Source organism: Pseudomonas putida NBRC 14164 (genome assembly GCF_000412675.1).
Taxonomy (GTDB): domain Bacteria; phylum Pseudomonadota; class Gammaproteobacteria; order Pseudomonadales; family Pseudomonadaceae; genus Aquipseudomonas; species Aquipseudomonas putida.
Genome location: NC_021505.1, coordinates 4088436 through 4110734 on the forward strand (window position 1 = coordinate 4088436; position 22299 = coordinate 4110734).

The window sequence follows — 22299 nt, forward strand, 5'->3', positions numbered from 1 at the left end:
CTTGTCACAGCCTGTTTGTAGGATTCTGCGACAGCTTGCGTGTTGGTGATCACTTCCCCGGCACGTATGATCTTTGCAAACTTCTCCAGAATAGGCCCCTATGTCATTGATAGTGCTATTGCTTCTGCCGTTCGTGGGCAGTTGCCTGGCAGCCGTGCTGCCGCACAACGCACGTAACGCCGAGTCCATTCTCGCCGGGCTCGTGGCCCTGGTCGGCACCGTCCAGGTAGCACTGCTGTACCCTCAAATTGCCCACGGGGGCGTGATTCGCGAAGAATTCCTCTGGCTGCCCAGCCTGGGGTTGAACCTGGTACTGCGCATGGACGGCTTTGCCTGGCTGTTCTCGCTGCTGGTGCTGGGCATCGGCACGCTGGTGTCGCTCTATGCGCGCTACTACATGTCGCCACAGGACCCGGTGCCGCGTTTCTTCGCCTTCTTCCTGGCCTTCATGGGCGCCATGCTCGGCCTGGTCATTTCCGGCAACCTGATCCAGCTGGTGTTCTTCTGGGAACTGACCAGCCTGTTCTCCTTCCTGCTGATCGGCTACTGGCACCACCGCGCAGACGCCCGGCGTGGCGCCTACATGGCGCTCATGGTGACCGGCGCAGGTGGCTTGTGCCTGCTGGTGGGTGCCCTGCTGCTCGGCCATGTGGTCGGCAGCTATGACCTGGACAAGGTCCTGGCTGCCGGCGACACCATCCGCCAGCATGCGCTGTACCCGGTGCTGCTGCCCCTGATCCTCATCGGCGCCCTGAGCAAAAGCGCACAGTTCCCCTTCCACTTCTGGCTGCCCCATGCCATGGCAGCGCCCACCCCGGTATCGGCCTACCTGCACTCTGCCACCATGGTCAAAGCCGGGGTGTTCCTGCTGGCGCGCTTCTGGCCGGTGCTGTCGGGCAGCGAAGAGTGGTTCTGGATCGTCGGCGGTGCCGGCGCCCTCACCCTGCTGCTCGGCGCCTTCGCCGCCATGTTCCAGAACGACCTCAAAGGCCTGCTGGCCTATTCGACCATCAGCCACCTGGGCCTGATTACCCTGCTGCTGGGCCTGAACAGCCCGCTGGCCGCGGTCGCGGCGGTGTTCCACATCCTCAACCACGCCACCTTCAAGGCCTCGCTGTTCATGGCCGCCGGCATCATTGACCACGAGAGCGGCACCCGTGACATCCGCCGTCTCAGCGGCCTGATCCGCCTGGTGCCCTACACCGCCACCCTGGCCATGGTGGCCAGCGCCTCCATGGCCGGCGTGCCGCTGATGAACGGTTTCCTGTCCAAGGAAATGTTCTTTGCCGAAACGGTGTTCATCAGTTCTACCGCCTGGGTCGAAGCAACGCTGCCGGTGATCGCCACACTGGCCGGTACCTTCAGCGTGGCCTATGCCCTGCGCTTTACCGTAGATGTGTTCTTCGGTCCCACTGCGCAGGACCTGCCCCACACCCCGCACGAACCGCCACGCTGGATGCGTGCGCCGGTCGAACTGCTGGTACTCACCTGCCTGGTGGTGGGCATCTTCCCCGCCCAGTCGGTCGGTCCGCTGCTGGCCGCCGCAGCCCTCCCGGTCGTAGGCGGTACCCTGCCAGAGTACAGCCTGGCCATCTGGCATGGCTGGAACGCGCCCCTGATCATGAGCCTGGTGGCCATGAGCGGCGGCATCGTGCTGTACCTGCTGCTGCGCAAGCAACTGCGCCTGGGCCGCTTCCCGTACCCACCGGTGATCGAACGCTTCAATGGCAAACGCCTGTTCGAGCACGGCCAGGTGCACCTGATGTTGCTGGCCCGGCACGTCGAGCGCCTGTTCACCACCCGCCGCCTCCAGGCACAACTGTTCATGCTGGTGCTCGCCGCCTTCCTCGCCGGCCTCACGCCCATGCTGTACAGCGGGCTCAGCTGGGGCGACCGGCCCAAGATTCCGGGGTCGGGCGTGTTCGTCGCGCTGTGGCTGATCGCCATTGCCTGCGCCATCGGCGCCGCCTACCAGGCCAAGTACCACCGCCTCGCGGCACTGATCATGGTCAGTGTCTGCGGCCTGATGACCTGCATTACCTTTGTCTGGTTCTCCGCCCCCGACCTGGCCCTGACCCAGTTGGTGGTGGAGGTGGTCACCACGGTGCTGATCCTGCTGGGCCTGCGCTGGCTGCCACGGCGTATCGAAGGCGTATCGCCGCTACCGGGCAGCCTGGAACGCGCGCGCATGCGCCGCCTGCGCGACCTGCTACTGGCAGTGCTGGTGGGTGGCGGCATGGCCGTGCTGTCTTACGCCATGCTGACCCGGCCGACGCCCAACGACATTTCCTCGTTCTACCTGAGCCGGGCGCTGCCCCAAGGCGGCGGCACCAATGTGGTGAATGTCATGCTGGTCGACTTCCGCGGCTTCGATACCCTCGGTGAAATCACCGTGCTGGTGGCCGTGGCGCTGACCGTGTTCGCCCTGCTGCGACGCTTCCGCCCGCCGAAAGAAAGCATGCAGTTGCCGGCGCAACAACGCCAGCTCGCGCCTGATGTGGTCACCGACCTGATCAACCCGCGGCATGCCACCGACACCGCCCTGGGCTTCATGATGGTGCCTGCGGTGCTGGTGCGCCTGCTGCTGCCCATCGCCCTGCTGGTGTCGATGTACCTGTTCATGCGTGGCCACAACCAGCCAGGTGGCGGCTTCGTCGCCGGCCTGGTGATGTCGGTGGCGTTCATCCTGCAGTACATGGTGGCTGGCACCCAGTGGGTAGAGGCGCAGATGAGCCTGCGCCCACTGCGCTGGATGGGCACCGGGTTGCTGTGCGCCACCCTGACAGGGGTCGGTGCCATGCTGCTGGGCTACCCGTTCCTGACCACCCATACCGCCCACTTGCACCTGCCGTTGCTCGGTGATGTGCACGTGGCAAGCGCGCTGTTCTTCGATGTTGGCGTGTACACCGTGGTGGTCGGCTCGACCCTGCTGATCCTCACTGCCCTGGCGCACCAGTCGGTGCGCGCCTACCGCCCGGGCAATTCATCGAAAACCAGCCAAGCAGGAGCCGCCTGATGGAAGAAGTCATTGCAGTCGCCATCGGCGTGCTGGCCGCCTCGGGGGTGTGGCTGATCCTGCGCCCGCGGACCTACCAGGTGATCATGGGCCTGTGCCTGCTGTCGTATGGCGTGAACCTGTTCATCTTCAGCATGGGCAGCCTGTTCATCGGCAAGGAACCGATCATCAAGGATGGCGTCACCCAGGACCTGCTGCACTACACCGACCCGTTGCCGCAGGCCCTGGTGCTGACGGCCATCGTCATCAGCTTTGCCATGACCGCGCTGTTCCTGGTGGTGTTGCTGGCCTCGCGCGGCTTGACCGGTACCGACCACGTGGATGGCCGGGAGCGTGACGAATGAATGGCATGAGCCAACTGATTGTCGCGCCCATCCTGCTGCCACTGTTAACGGCAGCCGTGATGTTGTTGCTGGGGGAGAAACACCGGCGTATCAAGGCCCGCCTCAACCTGCTGTCGACCTTCGCCGGCCTGGCCGTCGCGGTCAGCCTGCTGCTGTGGGTGCGCACCCAGGGCCAGGCGGAGTCGATCGGCGTCTACCTGCCGGGCAACTGGCCTGCACCGTTCGGGATCGTCCTGGTTGTGGACCACCTGTCGGCGCTGCTGCTGACCCTCACCGGGATCATCGGCTTCAGCGCCCTGTTGTTTGCCCGCGCCCGCTGGGACGGGGCCGGGGCCAGCTTCCATGCGCTGTTCCAGATTCAGCTGATGGGCCTGTACGGCGCCTTTCTCACCGCCGACCTGTTCAACCTGTTCGTGTTCTTCGAGGTGCTGCTGGCAGCGTCCTATGGCTTGCTGCTACATGGCTCGGGGCGTGCGCGGGTACGTGCCGGCCTGCACTACATCGCCATCAACCTGTTCGCCTCGTCGCTGTTCCTGATCGGCGCGGCAATGCTGTATGGGGTAACCGGCACCCTGAACATGGCCGACCTGGCGCTGAAGATCCCACTGGTACCGGAGGCCGACCGTGGCCTGCTGCATGCCGGTGCGGCAATCCTGGCCATGGCCTTCCTGGTCAAGGCCGGTATCTGGCCGCTGAACTTCTGGCTGGTGCCGGCCTACTCCTCGGCCAGCGCGCCGGTAGCTGCGTTGTTCGCCATCATGACCAAGGTCGGCCTGTACGCCCTGCTGCGCCTGTGGACCCTGCTGTTCTCCGGGCAGGCTGGGGCCTCGGCGCATTTCGGTGGCGAATGGCTGGTGTACGGTGGCCTGGTCACCCTGGCAGTGGCAGCAGTGTCGATCCTGGCGGCACAACGCCTGGAACGCATGGCGGCGCTCAGCATCCTGGTCTCGGCCGGCACCCTGCTTGGCGCCGTCGGCTTTGCCCAGTCGGCGCTGACGGGTGCGGCGCTGTTCTACCTGGTCAACTCGACCCTGGCACTTTGCGCGCTGTTCCTGCTCGCCGAACTGGTCGAACGCTCGCGCTCGGCCAATGAAGTGCCGCTGGACGAAGAAGAAGATGCCATGCCGCCACCGCTGGAGTCGTTGCACCCACCCAAGGGCATCAACCTCGACGACGAGCAGAAGGTGGTGATCGGCCAGATCATCCCGTGGACGATGGCCTTCCTCGGCCTCAGCTTCATCGCCTGCGCTTTGCTCATCATCGGCATGCCGCCGTTGTCAGGCTTCGTCGGCAAGCTCAACCTGATCAGCGCACTGTTCAACCCGCAGGGTTTGGGCGTGCCGGCCGAGCAGCCGCTGAGTGCGGCGGGCTGGGGCCTGGTGGCGCTGCTGATCCTGTCCGGCATGGCCTCGCTGATCGCCTTCGGGCGCGTCGGCATCCAGCGTTTCTGGAAGCCCGAGGAGCGCCCGTCGCCGGTGCTGCGCCGCTATGAGTGCCTGCCCATCGTCATCCTGCTCGGCCTGTGCATCATCCTCAGCCTCAAGGCCGAGCCATTGCTGCGCTACACCCAGGACACCGCCGCCAGCCTGCAGGCCCCCGATGCCTACATTGAAGCCGTGATGGCCGCCCGGCCGATGCCTGGCCCCACCTCGCTCGACATCCAGGTGCAGCCATGAACCGACTGTTCCCCGCCCCGCTGCTATCGGTTTCGCTGTTCGGCCTGTGGCTGCTGCTGAACCTCTCGGTCAGCCCCGGCAACCTGTTGCTGGGCGCCGCACTTGGCGTGCTGGCGCCACTGCTGATGGCGCCACTGCGCCCACAGCATGCCCACGTGCGTCGACCAATGGTCATCGCCCGGCTGATAGGCCGGGTAGGCATCGATGTGATCCTGTCCAACCTGCTGGTTGCCCGTGGCGTGCTGCGCGCTGGCAAGCAACCACCACGCTCGGCGTTCGTGCACATTCCGTTGGCCCTGCACGATGCACATGGGCTGGCGGCACTGTCGATGATCACTACGGTAGTGCCCGGCACGGTCTGGTCCGAGCTGGCGCTGGACCGCAGCGTATTGCTGCTGCATGTGTTCGACCTGGACGATGAGGCGGCCTTTATCCAGCACTTCAAGGACACCTATGAACGCCCGCTGATGGAGATATTCCAATGACAGGCCTGCTCGCCAATGCTGTCCTTGCCAGCCTGTTCATCTTCGCCTTGGCCATGGGCCTGGCGCTGATCCGGCTGTTCCGTGGCCCGTCCGCCCAGGACCGGGTGCTGGCGCTGGACTACCTGTACATCCTGGCCATGCTGACCATGCTGGTGCTGGGTATCCGTTATGCCAGTGACACCTACTTCGAAGGTGCCCTGCTGATTGCGCTGTTCGGCTTCGTCGGCTCGTTTGCCCTGGCCAAGTTCCTGCTGCGCGGTGAGGTGATCGAATGACCGAAACCCTGGTACTGCCCTTCTGGCTGGAAGTGGTCACCGCCGCACTGCTGCTGACCGGCAGCCTGTTCGCGCTGGTCGGAGCAATAGGCCTGGTGCGCCTGAAGGATTACTTCCAGCGCATGCACCCGCCAGCGCTGGCGTCGACCATTGGCGCCTGGTGCGTAGCGCTGGCTTCGATCATCTATTTCTCGTGGCTCAAGGAAGCACCGGTACTGCACGCTTGGCTGATTCCCATCCTGCTGTCGATCACCGTGCCAGTGACCACGCTGCTGCTGGCCCGGGCGGCGTTGTTTCGCAAGCGCATGTCGAAAGAGCCAGTGCCTGAAGAAGTCAGCAGCGGCCGCGACCGGGGCAATTGAAGGGCCTCCGCCTCACCCTTGGCTGAGGCGCTGCAGCTCCCGCCGTACCATGGCGGCATAAGGGGGCGGACCGAGCCGGTACAACGCACCCGCCACCCAGTGCAACCAGGCGCCTTGCAGCTCCCCACGCCTGGCCAGCAAACGTTCGGCCTCGGCCACGGCATCTGCCTGGTGCTGTCGATGAAACTCGACACGCGTGACAGGCGCATCGCCGCTGTCGGTCATTCACTGGCCTTGAAGGTGGTCAACTCGCCCTTGCGCCATTTGGCAACCTTGCCGGTCACCGCCTTGAGCAATTTGCCCAAGCCTTCCTGAACCTGCTGTTGCGCGGCGAAAACCAGCATCACGCCATGCCCCTCGCGCAACACGATGCCCTCACCTTCGGGTACCGACACGAAGGCATAATCGCCCACGCCATACACATTCAGTTTGATTTCGCGAAAGCGCATTTCCAGCTTGCCACCTTCACGGCTGGGCAACACCGCAGCGCGGAAGTGATCGCCGACTTTCAATTCAAGGCGCTGCTTGTCATCGACCACCAATGCTTCTTCGGTGTCGATTTCGGCCATGTAAAGGCCTTCGGGGGTTTGTTCGGTAACGTAGATAAAGCGGCCCTGGAACAGCTGGGCCAATTTACCGCGCAAGTCGCCCAAGGCGAACAACGCATGGGTATCAAGTGTGCTGACTGCCAATGAAGTAATCCTCAACCGGTTACAACCCGCCCTCTCCCAAGCTCGGGGAGGCACGGCCATTTCTTATCGATAGGCGAAAAGAGTAATAAAGCGATATGCGAAATGTCTGTGCCCGCTGACGATGCAGCGTGCAGGAATCTTTACTCTGGTTTGCCAGATTCGCCCTCAAACGAAGGCGTTTGGCTAATTCCCGATTTGGGAAGCGTGATGCCTGAGATCACTTACCAGAAAACGCAACCATGGGGGTGAGCCTGCAAGTAGACAAGCCCTGGCATCCATGTGCGTATTACCGTAGGACAAATATGCCCGAAAACACCGAAACCCGTCGAGAGGCAAAAAACAATTTCAGGCGGCCAGGCCTTTCTTCAGTTGCTGCTGCCAGGCAGCTTGGCATTCAAGTGCCTCTTCACGCGTGGCGAAGGCGGTGCCCCGACGCTCGCCATTGACCAGCACCACCCAACAGATGCGTTTACCCAGCGCCTGCAAGGTGGCTGGCACTCCCGAACCTATCATCACAGCTACATCGACCCGGCTATTCATCATGCCCTCCGGCACTTAGTTAGCACCCTAACGATAGCGTTATGATACGCCTGCCCACCGGGAGAAAACAGCGCTTCGCGGTACAGCACTGTTACGTTCGGGACAACAAAACCGGTATCAGCAAAAAACGCAAAAAGCCCCAGGGATTGCTCCGTGGGGCTTGGCACCGCGCGCGGGTTTATACCTGGCGCTGGTGGCGGTCGAGCTGCTCGTGGCGCTCTTGCGCTTCGATGCAGTACTTGGTGGTCGGGCTGATCAGCAGGCGCTTAAGGCCAATTGGCTCACCGCTGTCATCGCACCAGCCGAAGCTCTCGTCGGAGATACGGTCCAGCGCCATTTCCAGCTGAGGCAGCAGGCGCTGGTCGCGGTCGATGGCATTGACCAGCCAGCTACGCTCTTCTTCGACCGACGCCACATCGGCAGGATCCGACGGAGTGTCCAGGCCTTCGATGGTGGCACGGCTGAGCTCGATGCGTTCATGGGTTTCGACTTTCATCGACTGCAGCAGGCCAGTGAAGAAAGCCAGCTGGTCAGCGTTCATGTAGTCATCGGCCGACATGGCCAGCAACTGTTCCTTGGTCATCGATTTCTCTATGAAAAAATGTGCATTGGGGCGATTCGGGTGCCGCCGACGCCTTGGCATCGGCAGCGGAAATTTTCAAGCGCCAACCGGCACTCTTTCTCAGGGGGCGGCAGTCTAAGGCGCCACGTCGCGTGGAGCAACTGCAATCGGGTGCAAATTTGCTTCCAGTGCTTACAATCCGCCGGTCGGCACCGCGGCTCTGCTGTATAGCCAGTAGTAAACCGTATTTCTGGCTGCGGCCATATCGCCGGCTTTTGATCTTGATCTTGATCTTGATCTTGATCTTGATCTTGATCTTCGCGACTTCAGGAGGCCGAACGCAGGCCTTGCGGAGGGAGGTGACGGGCATGGATGCCCGTCAAGCGCTGGGCCCCAGGATGGGGCCTGCAGCGCGGTCCTCCCGGGAGCGAGGCCGGAGTGAGGGAACCCCGGAGCGCAGCGCAGGGGCCGGATGATCGGAGCGCAGCGTTTTTTGGTTACTTTTTGTCGCGTTTGACAAAAAGTGACTCGCCGTAAGGGCGAAAAGGTGAATATGCGTCGCCATCGCAAATGGCCTATGCGCGAGCTAAAAACCACCACTGTTTCGCTTTCGCTTGTCGCTTGAAGGCGTCCGTTGTCACGGGGCAGGTCCACCAAAAAACGCTGGCTCTCATCATCCGGACCCTAAGCTTCGCTCCGGGGTCCCCTCGCTCCGGGTTCCTGAAGTCGCAATCTGCGTCGCCTGAACTACCGCGCACTTAAAAGCAAAAGCAAAAGCAAAAACAACGGCAACGGCAACGGCAACGGCAACGGCACGAACCGAGTCTGATCAGCGATTCTTGAACTGCGCCTCGCGCTTGGCGATGAAGGCGGCCATGCCTTCTTTCTGGTCTTCGGTAGAGAACGCCGCATGGAACACCCGACGCTCAAAGCGCACGCCCTCGCTAAGGGTAACTTCGAACGCGCGATTGACGCTCTCCTTGACCATCATGCTCACCGGAATCGACTTGCTGGCAATGGTCGCCGCTACTTTCAGCGCCTCTTCCACCAACTCTGCCTGCGGCACGATGCGCGCCACCAGGCCAGCACGCTCGGCCTCTTCGGCCCCCATCAGGCGACCGGTCAGGCACAGTTCCATGGCCTTGGCCTTGCCCACCGCACGGGTGAGCCGCTGGGTGCCGCCCATGCCCGGCAGCACGCCAAGGTTGATTTCCGGCTGACCAAACTTGGCGTTGTCCGCGGCAAGGATAAAGTCACACATCATCGCCAGCTCGCAGCCACCGCCCAAGGCGAAGCCGGATACCGCAGCAATGATCGGCTTGCGCCGGTTGGCAATGCGGTCAGCGTCGCTGAACAGGTCATCGACGTAGATCTGCGGGTATTGCAGGTCGGCCATTTCCTTGATGTCGGCGCCAGCGGCAAAGGCCTTGGCCGAACCCGTGAGCACCACACAACCGATGCTCGGATCACGCTCGAGCTGGTCCAGGGCCTGGTTGATCTCGCCAACAATCTGCGCGTTCAGCGCATTCAGTGCCTGCGGGCGGTTGAGGGTAATCAGCCCGACCTTGCCGTGAATGTCCAACAGGATGGTTTCGAATGCCATGCAGTCTGCTCCTTCAAAGATTGCGCGCAATGACCATGCGCTGAATGTCGCTGGTGCCTTCGTAGATCTGGCAAACCCGAACGTCGCGGTAGATCCGCTCCAGCGGGAAGTCACTCAGATAGCCATAACCGCCCAGGGTCTGCAAGGCATCCGAACAGACCTTTTCGGCCATTTCCGAGGCAAACAGCTTGGCCATGGACGCTTCCACCAGCGCCGGGCGCCCGGCGTCACGTAGCGCGGCGGCGTGCAGCACCATCTGCCGGGCCACGGCAATTTTCGTCGCCATGTCGGCCAGGCGGAAGGCCACGGCCTGGTGTTCGATCAGCGCCTTGCCAAAGCTTTGCCGCTCATTGGCATAGTCCCGCGCCACTTCAAACGCCGCACGGGCCATGCCCACAGCCTGCGAGGCGATACCGATGCGCCCGCCTTCCAGGTTGGCCAGGGCAATCTTGTAGCCCTCGCCTTCTGCGCCCAGGCGGTTGGCCACCGGCACACGCACATTGTCGAAGACGATCTGGCAGGTGTCCGACGCGTGCTGGCCGAGCTTGTCCTCCACCCGCGCTACCTGGTAGCCCGGCGAATCAGTGGGCACGATAAAGGCGCTGATCCCGCGCTTGCCGGCCTCTGGATCGGTCACTGCAAACACGATCACTACCCCGGCGTTCTGCCCGGAGGTGATGAACTGCTTGCTACCATTGAGCACATAGTGGTCACCGTCCAGGCGCGCTCGGGCCTTCAGGCTGCTGGCATCGGAGCCAGCCTGCGGTTCGGTGAGGGCAAAGGCACCCAGCATCGCGCCAGTTGCCAGGGGGGTGAGGAACTGCGCCTTCTGCTGCTCGCTGCCAAAACGCAGGATGGGTACACAGCCTACCGAGTTGTGCACGCTCATGATGGTCGAGCAGGCACCATCGCCAGCGGCGATTTCTTCGAGGGCCATGGCGTAAGCCACGTAACCGGTGTCGCTGCCGCCCCACTGTTCCGGGACCAGCATGCCGAACAGGCCCAGCCCCGCCATCTCCTCGATGGCCTCCTTGGGGAAGCGGTGTTCCTTGTCCCACTGCTCGGCAAATGGTTTCAAGCGTTCCTGGGCAAAGGCACGTACCGCATCGGCGATCTGTTGTTGCTCGTCAGTTACCAGCATGGTTCACCTCAGTACAGGCATTCGACGGCCATGGCCGTGGCCTCGCCGCCGCCAATGCAGATGGCCGCCACGCCGCGGCGCAGGTTGTTCTGGCGAAGGGCCGACAGCAGGGTCACCAGGATGCGTGCGCCCGAAGCGCCGATCGGGTGGCCAAGGGCGCAGGCGCCACCGTGGATGTTGACCTTGTCGTGGGGCAGGTCAAGGTGTTTCATGGCCGCCAGGGTGACCACGGCAAAGGCCTCGTTGATCTCGAACAGGTCGACGTCGGCCAGGTTCCAGCCGGTGCGTTTCATCAGCTTGTCGATGGCGCCGATCGGCGCGGTCGGGAACAGCGCCGGGGTGTCGGCGAAGGCCGCGTGGCCATGGATGACTGCCAGTGCTTCAAGGCCGCGCTTTTCGGCTTCGGAGCGACGCATCAGTACCAGCGCCGCAGCGCCGTCGGAAATTGAGCTGGAGTTGGCTGCGGTCACCGTGCCACCTTCACGGAAGGCGGGCTTGAGCTGCGGGATCTTGTCCAGGCGCGCCTTGGGCGGCTGCTCGTCATCTTTGATGACGCGCTTTTCCTTGCCCTCGGTGACTTCCACCGGCACGATCTCGGCGGCAAAACGGCCGCTGCTGATCGCGTCCTGGGCACGGGTAAGCGAGGTGATAGCGAACTGGTCCTGGGCTTCGCGACTAAACGCATTGGCCTGGGCGCAGTCTTCGGCGAAGGTGCCCATCAGGCGGCCTTTGTCATAGGCGTCTTCCAGGCCGTCCATGAACATGTGGTCGATGATCTTGCCGTGGCCCATGCGATACCCGCCACGGGCCTTGTCCAGCAAGTACGGGGCGTTGGTCATGCTTTCCATGCCCCCCGCCACCACCACGTCTGCGGTGCCGGCCAGCAGCAGGTCATGGGCCATGATCGCGGCCTGCATGCCCGAGCCGCACATCTTGTTCAGGGTGGTGCAGGTGGTGTGCTTGTCCAGCCCAGCCCCCAGTGCGGCCTGGCGTGCTGGCGCCTGGCCCAGCCCGGCCGGCAGCACACAGCCGAACAGCACTTGCTCGACACTGGCAGCATCGATGCCGGCACGTTCCACGGCACCACGAATGGCCGCACTGCCCAGTTGTGGTGCGGTCAGGCTTTTCAGGTCGCCTTGCAGGCCGCCCATGGGCGTGCGCACGGCGCTGACGATAACAATCGGATCATTGGCGAGGGTCATGTTCGCTCTCCTTACTTGGCAGCCATGCGCAGTGCACCGTCGAGGCGGATCACCTCGCCGTTGAGCATGCTGTTCTCGATGATGTGACGGGCCAGCGCAGCGTATTCCTGCGGGCGCCCCAGGCGTGGCGGGAACGGCACGCCGGCAGCCAGCGAAGCACGCACTTCCTCGGTCATGCCAGCCATCATCGGCGTTTCGAAGATGCCCGGGGCGATGGTCATCACGCGGATGCCGAAGCGTGCCAGTTCGCGCGCGGCCGGCAAGGTAAGGCTGGCAATCGCGCCCTTGGAGGCAGCATAGGCGGCCTGGCCGATCTGGCCGTCATAGGCAGCGATGGAGGCGGTGTTGATGATCACGCCACGCTCGCCGGCCTCATCGGCAGCCCCTTCAGCCATGGCTGCAGCGGCCAGGCGCAGCAAATTGAAGCTGCCGACCAGGTTGACGTTGATAACCTTGGCGAAGCTGGCCAGGCCATGCGGACCTTGCTTGCCCAGCACTTTCTCGGCACCAACGATGCCGGCGCAATTGACCAGCCCTTGCAAGCTGCCAAAGGCGCTGACGGCTGCATCGACGGCCGCCTGGGCAGCCTGCTCGTCGCTGATGTCAGCCACGGCGAAGCGGGCGTTGTCACCCAGCTCACGGGCCTTGGCCTCGACGGCCTGGGCATTGAGGTCGACCAGCATGACCTTGGCGCCGGCCTCGACCAGCATCTGCGCAGTGGCAGCACCCAGCCCGGAGGCGGCGCCGCTGACGATGAAGTGTTTATTGGCTATGTGCATGATCGGTTTCCTTTCAGACGCTGGCAGGGGTGGCCTGTTGCGCTTGTTGTTTGGCGACTTCCTGATTGCGCAGGATGAAGCGTTGCAGCTTGCCGCTCGGGGTCTTGGGCAGCTCGCTGACGAATTCGATTTCCCTGGGGTAGGCATGCGCGTAGAGGCGCTGGCGCACGTGCTGGCGCAAGGTTTCTTCCAGCTCGACGCTGCCCACATGGCCGTTGGCCAAAACCACGAAGGCCTTGATCAGCTCAGTACGCTCGGGGTCCGGCTTGCCAATCACCGCTGCCTCGATCACCGCCGGGTGCTCGATCAATGCACTTTCCACATCGAACGGGCCGACTCGGTAACCGGAGGTAGTGATAACGTCGTCGCTGCGGCCAACGAAACTGATGCTGCCGTCCTGGTTCAGCTCCACCGTGTCGCCGCTGAGGTAGTACTTGCCGACGAAGGCCTTGGTTGCCTGGCCGTGGTAGCCGGCGAACCAGCACAATGGCGACTGCTCGCGGTCAACCGCGAGGATGCCCGGCTGGCCAGCTGGCAGTTCGTTACCTTGGGCATCCAGCACCACGATGCGATGCCCGGGGATGGCGAAGCCGGCCGAGCCCAGGTGCACCGGATGCAACAAACCATGATGATTGCACAGCACCATGCCCAACTCGGTCTGGCCGTAGTGGTCGTGAATGGTCACGTCCAGTTCCTCGGCGAACCAGCGGATCACCTCCGGGTTGAGGGGTTCTCCGGCGCTGCTGACCACACGCAGCCGGCCTTTGACCGGTGCCGAAAATGCCTTGCCCGCGGCAATCAACAAACGATACGCCGTGGGCGAGCCAGCCAGGTTTGTGATACCCAGCTTGTCGATTACCTGGGCACAGCTTTCAACGCTGAACGGGCCATCGTAGAAGGTGGTGGCATGGCCCAGCGACAATGGGCCGGTGACGGCGTAATACAGGCCGTAGGCCCAGCCCGGGTCGGCCAGGTTCCAAAAGTTGTCCTCGGGGCGCAGGTCGATGGCATCCCGCATGTAACCCTGGAACGCGACAATGGCACGCAATGGCACTTCCAGGGGTTTCGCCGGGCCGGTGGTGCCAGAGGTGAACATCAGCAGAAACGGGTCGTTGCCCGTGCGCATGACCGGTTCACATACCGGCGAGGCAGCATCCAGGCATTGCTGAAAATCCAGCTCGCCACTGCGGGCCCTGACCGTGATGATCGATGGGCAGGCCTGCACCTCGTCCAGCTTGGCACGGTTGTGGCTGTCGGTGACGATAGCGCGGGCGTGGGACTGTTCAAGGCGGTGTTCGATGGCCTTGGGGCCGAACGCGGTGAACAGCGGCTGGTACACCGCACCGAGACGCCAGGTGGCGAGAATGGTCACCAGCAACTCGGGAGTACGCGGCATCAGGCCCGCCACCCGGTCCCCTGCACCCACGCCCTGCGCTTTGAGCACATTGGCAAAGCGGGCCGCCTGTGCCTTGAGCTGATCAAAACTGTAGCGTGCGCTGGTGCCGTCGCGGTCTTCGTGGATCAGCGCCAGCTTGCCGTCACCGGCATGGCGGTCACAGCATTCGACACAGGCATTGAGGGCTTCGAGGTGGCCATGCAGCGCCGCGCTAGCGGCCTGGGCAGGGTCGAACGCTCGAGCGGCCTCGGCGTAATCACGCATCGTCGGACTCCTGGTTTATTGTTTTTGGAGTTGAACCATAAGTCCGATGATGTTCGCGCCGCTCAACCGCGGCGGCAATGGCCAAAGTTGTCAATCTGGATGACCGGTTTGGCCGCTGCCGACCTCAGGCCTGGCCGCGCTCCTTGCCATATAACAGTTGGTGAGTCAGTTGCACCAACAGGGCTCGCTCGTCCTGGTCGCGTTCGATGACCAGGTCGTCAAGGCGCTGGGTGACTTCAGCGGGGGCAAGTTCAGCACGTTGCTGCTCTATAAGCTGTACGCGGTCCCGATAGACACGCTCCAGGTTGGTGAAGTACTCGCTGCTCCGTTCGCACAGGTAACGCTGCCAGAACTCGCGCTGTGCAAGACTGCGCGAGAGGTTGAGCAATGTTTCAGCATCCTTGACTCGACGCAACGCCTGCGCAATCGCTGCATCGCTAACCCCCGCCGTTTCGCTGGCATCCATGGTCTGCGGCTGGAAGGGCAACTGCAGTACCTCGTGCAGCTTGACTCGGAAATACAGGTTGATCGTGTCGATGGTATCGTCGTCAACAAACTGCCCCTGGGCTGCGCGTCGGGCTGTTTCGGCAGTGGCACGTCGTTCGACTTGCTCCAGGCGGAACAACCCCCGCCCAAGATTGAGCAACTGATTACCGCGATCAGGTGAGGTGTTGTTTTCAGCCTGGGCAATCGCTGCCCGCTTTAGCAAATCGCTGAAGCGGCGAACGACGCGGTTGATCGAGCCGAACGGGGGGCGCAACTCGGCGAACACTTCCAAACGCAAAGCCGTATTGCTGCACAAGGCATCCAACAGCGTCCACAGGTTGCCCCGCAGGTACTCGCTGGCGTTGACATAGTCGGTAGTGCGTTCCAACTGCTCAACCAGCGCAAACAAACCGACGCTGTCAGGCATGCCTGCCAATTCATCCCACTGCCGCCCTCGCGCCTCCAAAGTGCTGGCCTCGCTACCCTCCACCCACAGCGAACGTGCCCGTTGCAGCCCTTTCAACGACGGCGCAGGCATCACACCCTCTTCCAGAATGACATCGAAGGCATACAGGCGCTGCACGTCATACGTGCTCAGGGGGTTGCGCACCACCACGAACATGTGCCGAAAGTACTGCGGCATCCTCAGGACAACTTCCGGTATTACCTTCAGGTGATTACCACTCAGGTTCACTTTTTCAAGCGAGCTGCAAAGTTCGAGGCCACTCGGCCAGACGCCCAGGCGGCAATGCTGCAAATCCAGCTCACGCAAATGAGACAGCTGGTTGTAGGGCACAGGATATTGCCCCAATGGGTTGTAACTCAGGTCTACCGCTTCCAGTCGTGGGAGGCGGTTGATTGCGCTGATGGAGCTGATGTTCAAGTGAATGTTGTTACGAGCCAGGCGTAAGGTGCGCAGTTCGATAAGGTAGGCGATACCGATCGGTACTGCAGATAGCTGGTTACCGACGAGGTTCAACTCGGTCAGGGCCGTAAGGCCGTGGAGGAAGTCCACCGGTACAACGGTGACCGCGGTGTCGTTGACCACTAATGAAACGAGGCGAGGGAAGTCCACCGACAACGGCAATGACGGGAGTGTCGTGATGCTTGGCCCCTCCAGCCTGAGGCGCTGGCCAATGGTGTTTCCTTCGCTGTCGTAAACTTGTTCGCCCTGGAAACGCCAAGCCCTGCGAATGCTGTCAGCGACAACCTTTCGGCACGTTTGGCGGGCCTCGTTCAATTCGCTGCCATACCATTGGTTGAGTGCCCGATCCAATCGGTTGTAGCTATCCTCCAGATCAAGCAGGTGCTGGAATGCCTGATCACCGAAACCTTGCAGCCGTATGGCCTCTTGCTCGAGTTCGACGTCACCGAGCCCTCGATACAGTACTCCCAGGCGGGCGCGCAACAGCTGCTGCAGGCCGGTACCGGCTTCGCCGCGGCCGCTCAGCAGATAGCCGACCCTGCCATTGGTCAAACGCTGGCCCGGGTTGAACCACGGGGCTTGCTCACGCCATCCGAGCAGGTGCAGGCGGGCGGTGCGCGTGTCGGGCACCAAGGCCTGGAGCTTGGCACGCAATAGCGCGGCAGGCTGCTCAGCGGGCAACCCCATTCGGCCAAGCTGTTCGGGCGTCAGCAAAGCGGCAAGGGCCTGAAAGATCGTGCCTGGTTCGGCGACTTCCGCGGAATGTTCATAGCCCTGCCCATCGAACAAGCGAAAACGTCCGTGGACATGGACCATTGACACGGTTTCACCCTCGGTCGACATGGCCGACAACCGGGTCAGCAAACGACCGTAGGGCGAGCCGTCGCGTAACTCCACCCCGAGCTGCGAAGGCCAGTTGGGCAGCCTCGACAGCAGGTTGATCACCAGTTCCCCGGCCTCGTCTGTGTAATCACTGCTTAGAAACACGCCCTGCACTGCCCGGTCCAGCCGCGCCACCTGCGACAAGAAGCGCGCCTTGGTCGCCATCTTCACAGACAGCCTGCCGAGCCTGGACAGCTTGGCCTGGGCGTTATCGGCTTCGGCCACGACCTCCGCGACATAGGCGTCAGGCAAGTGGGGGAAATCACGCTTTACCAACCTGGCTACGGGGTCATCCGGCAGCCTGACCCGGGTCAGATGCTGCAGCAGAGGCCCCTCCAGCTGGGGTTGCTGCTGCAGTAAAGCGGCTTTGAGGGCGGCCGGATCCAGGTCCGTCATTCCAGGCCGGGCCAGGCACCACGCCTGGATCTCGGCATCCCCCCCCACCACCGATGCATCGCCAAGCGATGTGAAAAACGCCTCGATACGGGTGTTGGCATCAAAACGCCGCAAGGTCTCGCGCAGGGTAACCGGCAGCGGGCGGTTCTCAATTATCAGGCCGCGGAGTATGTCCTTGTTCATGCCCGCCATGTGTACGATCTGCTGTGCATGTTCGGTGCTCAGCAGTGCCTGGAACGGCCACAACGTATCGAGCATGCGGGCGCTGTCATCCCAGGTCTGCGGGCGAGCCGACCGCACATGCCAACTGCGCTCGCCATTGAACTCCACGACCGGTCCAAAGGTTTCATCACCGCGTGGATGACGCAGCCGCCACGGCCCCTGCACCTGCGGGCGATGAACCTCATGGTAGCGATCACCACTGCGCATCCAGCGGCGTGTACCGCTGCCATACAAGCCATCATCAGCCAGGGTGCGTTCATCGGGCGTCGACTCGTAGACCGTGAGGTCGCTGGACCATAACCTTTGCTGACCATTGTCCAGCCTCACTGGCTCAAGGCCATCGACGAAGCGGCTGCGCACGAAGTGGCCGGTAGCGCCGATCACCGCACCCGTCACCGCAACCTGGGCCAGGGTCTCAGCCACACCAAGCAGGTGCTCCAGCGCTTCATGCTGGTGGCCGTACGCCCAGTCCGTCACACCCTCGTAGACCCCGGAAACGGTTTGTACCAGCATCCGCCCCAGCAACAACTCACCCACCACGGGGACAAACATGCCGGCCAGATTGGCCACGTCCCAGCCCAGCGACTTCCAGCTTGCCTGGCGCTGTTTGGCCGCCCGCGCATCAGCTTGTGCCAGCGGCACCAATAGCAGGCTGGCGTCGCTTTTTATCCGTTTTACTTGCTGCTCGACCAGCCGTACGGACACGTCCCCCTGGCCAGTCGTGCCATCCATCTGCAGGTCAGGCTCTGGGTCTTTGAGACGTGTCTGAAGCAGTTGCACGAAGTCCTGACGGTCCTCAAGCGCAATCAACTGGATAAAGTAATCCTGATATTCAGGTGCATTCAGCCGCTTGACCATGGCCTGATGCATCTGCCCCAGCGTGAGGAAGTGATGCAAGGCCTGCGACGGGTCGCTGGGAAGATAGAGGACCCAGCCACTTGCCTCGCCAGCTGCGTCACGCAACGCGATCACCAGGGCATCTGCCACAGGCTTGCCGAGCATGGTCAACAACCCTGGGTAACCTTGCAGGTGCAGGCCCTCACTGTGCTTGGCATCCGCCACCTCGGCCAGCGCCTCACACACCTGCTCGTTCAGTTCACCCTGGATCACTGCCAGCTCAGCAGCCAGCCGGAGCCCCGCACGCTTTTCCGCGACAAGCAGCTTGCACGTTTGAGCGTTGAAGGTTTGATCAATCAGGGTTTGATACAACCTGCCAGTGTCCAGATCCCTGCACGCTTTCACAAAGGCATCGTCGGCGCGATAGAGCACCTTGCGCCCGCCGTTGACGACAAACTCACCGCGTAGCGGCGTGGCGCCGCTGGGAAAGTTCTGCATGAGACGCAGCAGCGCGGATTGGCGCACCTCGATAGTCCCCAGGGAAAAACCGAGAAAGCCGTCGCTAACCACCCCGCCCTCGGGTTCAAGCCATTCAAGCTCGTTCAGTTTGCTGCCCGCGGGGAGCCGGCCCTCGAGCAACGTGCCAAGCTTGTCCAGGGCGAAGGTTTGCAGCGGGACAAGCCCCCGAGTGGCTGCGCGTACGCTGTCCTGCCCGGCCTTGTGGTCCTTGAACAGGTTGCGCAGGCGTTTGATTTGTTGCGGGGTCGCTGCACGTAACCATTCGGGCAGCAGCTTGCCGATGAAGGCATCGGTCGCGCTGGCGCGCGTTGGGGTCTGGGCAGTAGGGATTTCGGTGGGGTTGGCCATGATTGGGGGCGATCTTTGTTGACATGGGGAACACCCACTCTGTCAGCTGATACGCGCCGTCATCAGGGGGAACCTCAGCCACCGGCCCCAGGGTCTGCATGAAACGCCTCGAGAGGAAGGGCAGGCGAGGCGTGTTTCAGCTCAGCTTCATCCAGTATCAAGGCTTTTCCTGTGCGGGCGCTTGTCGCCCCAGTACCAGGCTTCGGTAATGCCCCGGATTGCAACCGAACCACTTGCGAAAAGCCTTGTAGAACGAACTGCTGTCGGCAAAGCCCAACCGCTCGGCGATCTCGCCAAGGCCCACCGCGGGGTCGGACAACCAGGCAATGGCCTGCTCGCGGCGTACGCTGTCCTTGAGCCCTTGGTAGGTTTGCCCCTCCTCCACCAGGCGCCGGCGCAAGGTTGAAAGAGAGATGCACAACCCGCCAGCCACGGCTTCGGCATCCGGCAAGCCGGCCGGGTCCATGCGCCGCAACTGATCACGGATGCGCCGCGCCAGGCTGGCGGGGTCACGGTATTTCACCAGGATATTATCCGGCGCACCGGCGAGAAACCGCTGCAACTCCTCTTCGCTGCGCTTTAGCGGCAGTTCCAGGCAATCAGACGCGATGATCATGCGCGTACGCGGGCGCTCAAAGCAGAGGTTTTCCGAAAACATCACCCGATAGTCGTCACAGAACGGCGGCTCGGCACAGCGCAGGTCAATGGCCAGGATAGGGATGCGCCGCCCGGCCAGCCAGCAGGCCACCCCATGCACGATCATCCAGAACGTGAAATAGGTGAATGCGCGGCGCGGTTCGTCACGCGGTTCGTTGATGACGATCTCCGCCAGGCCTGCCTGGCGCACCAGGCTGGGCTGCATGTCTTCGAGCATCAGCGACAGGAACGCCAGCGCGGTTTCCAGGCCGGCGCCCAAGGTCGGCTGACCCATGCTGGCACGGCACATGAACGCCAGGCTGCCGCTGCGCAGGCCGCGCGGATCCATCGCGAAAAACTCGTCGTTGCAGCGCCGTGCCAGCAAGCGCCACAGCCGAGCATAGGACTCGGCACTGACCCGCGCCTCTGGAAGGTGCAATTGTTCAACGGCAATGCCTGCCCGGGCCAGCAAGCCGCTATCAGGCTTACCGGCGGGGCAGGTCTGCAACAGCGCTTCGCGCACCAGTTGCATCGAAATCGTATCTTTGTCGCTCATCGACGGTCCTGTCGGCTGGTTGCCGGCCATCTTAGGCTGCCACGCTGAAAACAGCCATCACAGCCCCGCCGCCAGCCCCAGGAATGCCTGGATAAGGCGCAATTCTCGACGACGCTCCAGGCAACCAATCAAGTGTTGGTTGATCAGGCCCTCGCCAGATAAGGGTCGTGCGACCACCCGTGGGTCATTGGCCACTTCAGTTGATGAAACAACGCCAATACCCAACTCCGAGGCCACCGCCTCGGTCACCGCCTCACGGCTGTCCAGCTCCAGCAATACACGCGGTTGCACACCCGCCTTGGTGCAGGCCTTGTCGAAGGTACGCCGGGTGGTGGAGCTGGGTTCGCGCAGCACCATGATCTGCTGGTGCAGCTTGGCCAACGGCAAGTCTTCCTCATCGCTCGCCCAGGCATGCCCCGCCGGCAACAAGGCACACAGGCGAGACTCACAAAGACTTTGCAAATGCAGCCCCCTGCGCGGCTCGATCTCGGTCAGCACAGCCACGTCGGCATGCTCGCTGAGCAACGCAGCCAGGGTTTCCTGAGCATTGCCCAGGCGCAGGTTGACGGTGATGCCCGGGTAGCGCTCGCGCAACAGCGCCAGCATCGGCATCACCCGGTGCGGGCCATCGGCTGCCACCTCCAGGCGCCCGGTCAGCAACTGGCGATTGGCTTCGAGCATGGCCTGTGCTTCTTCGGCCAGGCCAAACATGGCGCGGGTGATGGCCGCCAGGCGGATGCCTTCTTCAGTCAACTCCACACGCCGTGCGGTGCGCCGCAGCAAGGTGATCTGGTAGTGCTCCTCCAGGGCCTTGACGTGCCCGGTCACCGCCGGCTGGCTGATGAACAGGCGCTCGGCAGCACGCGTAAAACTACCCTCTCGGGCCACCGCGTCGAAGGCACGTAGCTGGAACAGGTTCATATTTATCGGCCTGACTTATAGCTGGGATAACAACAAACAATTTGATTGATGACAGCCCGGATTGCAACCTAGGACCCGTAGTTTCACTCCACCGCTTGTGAGGAAAAACGGAATGAGCAACGCCCCTATCTTGCTGACCCCCGGTCCCCTGACCACATCAATCCGCACCCGCCAAGCCATGCTGGTGGACTGGGGCTCCTGGGACCGTGACTTCAACCAGCTGACTGCCAGCGTCTGCGAACAACTGCTGGCGATCATCGATGGCACCGCCAGCCACCACTGCGTGCCCCTGCAAGGCAGCGGCACCTTTGCCGTGGAAGCCGCCATCGGCACCCTGGTGCCACGCGACGGCAAGGTCCTGGTGCTGATCAATGGCGCTTATGGCCAGCGCCTGGCAAAGATCTGCAAAGTGCTGGACCGCACCTACAGCACCTTCGAAACCGCCGAAGACCAGCCCACCACTGCCGCTGATGTCGACAGGCTGCTGGCTGCCGACCCGGCCGTGACCCACGTGGCACTGATCCACTGCGAAACCAGCACCGGCATCCTCAACCCGCTGCCCGAAATCGCCCAGGTGATCAAACGCCACGGCAAGCGCCTGATCATCGATGCCATGAGCTCGTTCGGCGCGCTGCCGATCGATGCCCGCGAAATCCCCTTCGAAGCGCTGATCGCCGCCTCCGGCAAGTGCCTGGAAGGCGTGCCCGGCATGGGCTTCGTCTTCGCCGAAAAAACCGCCCTGGCCGCCGCCGAGGGCAATGCCCACTCGCTGGCCATGGACCTGTACGACCAGCACGCCTACATGGCCAAGACCGGCCAGTGGCGCTTCACCCCGCCCACCCATGTGGTCGCGGCCCTGCACGAAGCACTGCAGCAATACAACGAGGAAGGCGGGCTGCCTGCGCGCCACCAACGCTATGCCGACAACTGCAAGACCCTGCTCGACGGCATGGCCGCCATCGGGCTGCGCAGCTTCCTGCCAGCTGACATCCAGGCGCCGATCATCGTCACCTTCCACGCACCAAACGATCCCCGCTACCAGTTCAAGGACTTCTACGAGCGGGTCAAGGCCAAGGGCTTCATCCTCTACCCGGGCAAGCTGACCCAGGTCGAAACCTTCCGCGTCGGCTGCATTGGCGTGGTCGGTGCCGATGGCATGCAGGCCGCCGTGAATGCCGTGGCCGAAGTGCTGCGGGAAATGGAAGTGCTGGACATCTGACCCTTTGCCCACCCG

At 62.8% G+C, this 22299-nt stretch carries 20 protein-coding genes; 7 read left to right on the top strand and 13 right to left on the bottom strand.

Going from position 1 to position 22299, the window contains the following annotated elements; translation table 11 throughout:
* Positions 1-100 precede the first annotated feature (100 nt).
* Genes PP4_RS18060 through PP4_RS18085 form a run of 6 tightly spaced genes read left to right on the top strand, consistent with a single transcriptional unit; the run spans position 101 to position 6158 of the window.
* Positions 101-3016 (top strand): monovalent cation/H+ antiporter subunit A, encoded by a 2916-nt coding sequence (locus tag PP4_RS18060; RefSeq protein WP_016500626.1) that lies wholly within the window; start codon positions 101-103, stop codon positions 3014-3016.
* Positions 3016-3360, top strand: a complete 345-nt coding sequence (locus PP4_RS18065; protein WP_003250128.1) for a Na+/H+ antiporter subunit C — start codon at positions 3016-3018, stop codon at positions 3358-3360. Before PP4_RS18060 ends, PP4_RS18065 begins: the two co-directional genes overlap by 1 nt.
* Positions 3357-5036, top strand: coding sequence for a monovalent cation/H+ antiporter subunit D (locus tag PP4_RS18070; protein ID WP_016500627.1), 1680 nt, complete (start codon positions 3357-3359; stop codon positions 5034-5036). Before PP4_RS18065 ends, PP4_RS18070 begins: the two co-directional genes overlap by 4 nt.
* On the top strand, positions 5033-5521 hold the full coding sequence (locus tag PP4_RS18075; RefSeq protein WP_016500628.1) for a Na+/H+ antiporter subunit E: 489 nt from the start codon (positions 5033-5035) through the stop codon (positions 5519-5521). The genes PP4_RS18070 and PP4_RS18075 overlap by 4 nt, the downstream gene beginning before the upstream one ends.
* Positions 5518-5796, top strand: coding sequence for a K+/H+ antiporter subunit F (locus PP4_RS18080; RefSeq protein WP_003250109.1), 279 nt, complete (start codon positions 5518-5520; stop codon positions 5794-5796). The genes PP4_RS18075 and PP4_RS18080 overlap by 4 nt, the downstream gene beginning before the upstream one ends.
* Positions 5793-6158: a Na+/H+ antiporter subunit G gene (locus PP4_RS18085; protein WP_016500629.1), complete on the top strand. Its 366-nt coding sequence runs from the start codon at positions 5793-5795 to the stop codon at positions 6156-6158. The genes PP4_RS18080 and PP4_RS18085 overlap by 4 nt, the downstream gene beginning before the upstream one ends.
* Before the next feature lie 12 nt (positions 6159-6170).
* On the opposite strand, the gene PP4_RS18090 is transcribed toward PP4_RS18085, so the two are convergent.
* The 13 genes from PP4_RS18090 to PP4_RS18145 all read right to left on the bottom strand — a co-directional run bounded on the left by PP4_RS18090 (position 6171) and on the right by PP4_RS18145 (position 21065).
* Positions 6171-6383 (bottom strand): hypothetical protein, encoded by a 213-nt coding sequence (locus PP4_RS18090; protein ID WP_016500630.1) that lies wholly within the window; start codon positions 6381-6383, stop codon positions 6171-6173.
* On the bottom strand, positions 6380-6850 hold the full coding sequence (locus PP4_RS18095; protein WP_016500631.1) for a hypothetical protein: 471 nt from the start codon (positions 6848-6850) through the stop codon (positions 6380-6382). Before PP4_RS18095 ends, PP4_RS18090 begins: the two co-directional genes overlap by 4 nt.
* A 345-nt stretch (positions 6851-7195) precedes the next feature.
* The gene (locus PP4_RS18100) at positions 7196-7390 is read right to left on the bottom strand and encodes a hypothetical protein (RefSeq protein ID WP_012271507.1); all 195 of its coding nucleotides are present in this window, start codon (positions 7388-7390) and stop codon (positions 7196-7198) included.
* A gap of 178 nt (positions 7391-7568) precedes the next feature.
* A complete protein-coding gene (locus tag PP4_RS18105) occupies positions 7569-7973 on the bottom strand; it encodes a TraR/DksA family transcriptional regulator (RefSeq protein WP_016485822.1) in 405 nt (134 codons plus the stop codon).
* Positions 7936-8322, bottom strand: a complete 387-nt coding sequence (locus PP4_RS29280) for a hypothetical protein (protein ID WP_158490999.1) — start codon at positions 8320-8322, stop codon at positions 7936-7938. The genes PP4_RS18105 and PP4_RS29280 overlap by 38 nt, the downstream gene beginning before the upstream one ends.
* A 459-nt stretch (positions 8323-8781) precedes the next feature.
* Positions 8782-9555: an enoyl-CoA hydratase gene (locus tag PP4_RS18110; protein ID WP_016500632.1), complete on the bottom strand. Its 774-nt coding sequence runs from the start codon at positions 9553-9555 to the stop codon at positions 8782-8784.
* A 13-nt stretch (positions 9556-9568) separates the two neighbouring features.
* Entirely contained in the window at positions 9569-10696 is a 1128-nt protein-coding gene (locus tag PP4_RS18115; RefSeq protein ID WP_016500633.1) for an acyl-CoA dehydrogenase, read from the bottom strand.
* 8 nt (positions 10697-10704) lie between these two features.
* Positions 10705-11898 carry an acetyl-CoA C-acyltransferase gene (locus PP4_RS18120; RefSeq protein ID WP_016500634.1) on the bottom strand — a complete coding sequence of 398 codons (1194 nt, stop codon included), beginning with the start codon at positions 11896-11898 and terminating at the stop codon, positions 10705-10707.
* Between the two features lie 11 nt (positions 11899-11909).
* The gene (locus PP4_RS18125; RefSeq protein ID WP_016500635.1) at positions 11910-12677 is read right to left on the bottom strand and encodes an SDR family NAD(P)-dependent oxidoreductase; all 768 of its coding nucleotides are present in this window, start codon (positions 12675-12677) and stop codon (positions 11910-11912) included.
* 13 nt (positions 12678-12690) lie between these two features.
* Complete coding sequence (locus PP4_RS18130; protein ID WP_016500636.1) at positions 12691-14337, bottom strand: AMP-binding protein; 1647 nt, start codon at positions 14335-14337, stop codon at positions 12691-12693.
* A 124-nt stretch (positions 14338-14461) separates the two neighbouring features.
* On the bottom strand, positions 14462-18952 hold the full coding sequence (locus tag PP4_RS18135) for an NEL-type E3 ubiquitin ligase domain-containing protein (protein WP_016500637.1): 4491 nt from the start codon (positions 18950-18952) through the stop codon (positions 14462-14464).
* A gap of 157 nt (positions 18953-19109) precedes the next feature.
* Positions 19110-20144, bottom strand: coding sequence for an AraC family transcriptional regulator (locus tag PP4_RS18140; RefSeq protein ID WP_016500638.1), 1035 nt, complete (start codon positions 20142-20144; stop codon positions 19110-19112).
* 57 nt (positions 20145-20201) lie between these two features.
* Positions 20202-21065, bottom strand: coding sequence for a LysR substrate-binding domain-containing protein (locus tag PP4_RS18145; protein ID WP_016500639.1), 864 nt, complete (start codon positions 21063-21065; stop codon positions 20202-20204).
* A gap of 112 nt (positions 21066-21177) precedes the next feature.
* On the opposite strand from PP4_RS18145, the gene PP4_RS18150 reads away from it, so the two are divergent.
* Complete coding sequence (locus PP4_RS18150; protein WP_016500640.1) at positions 21178-22284, top strand: 2-aminoethylphosphonate--pyruvate transaminase; 1107 nt, start codon at positions 21178-21180, stop codon at positions 22282-22284.
* The last annotated feature ends 15 nt before the right edge of the window (positions 22285-22299 follow it).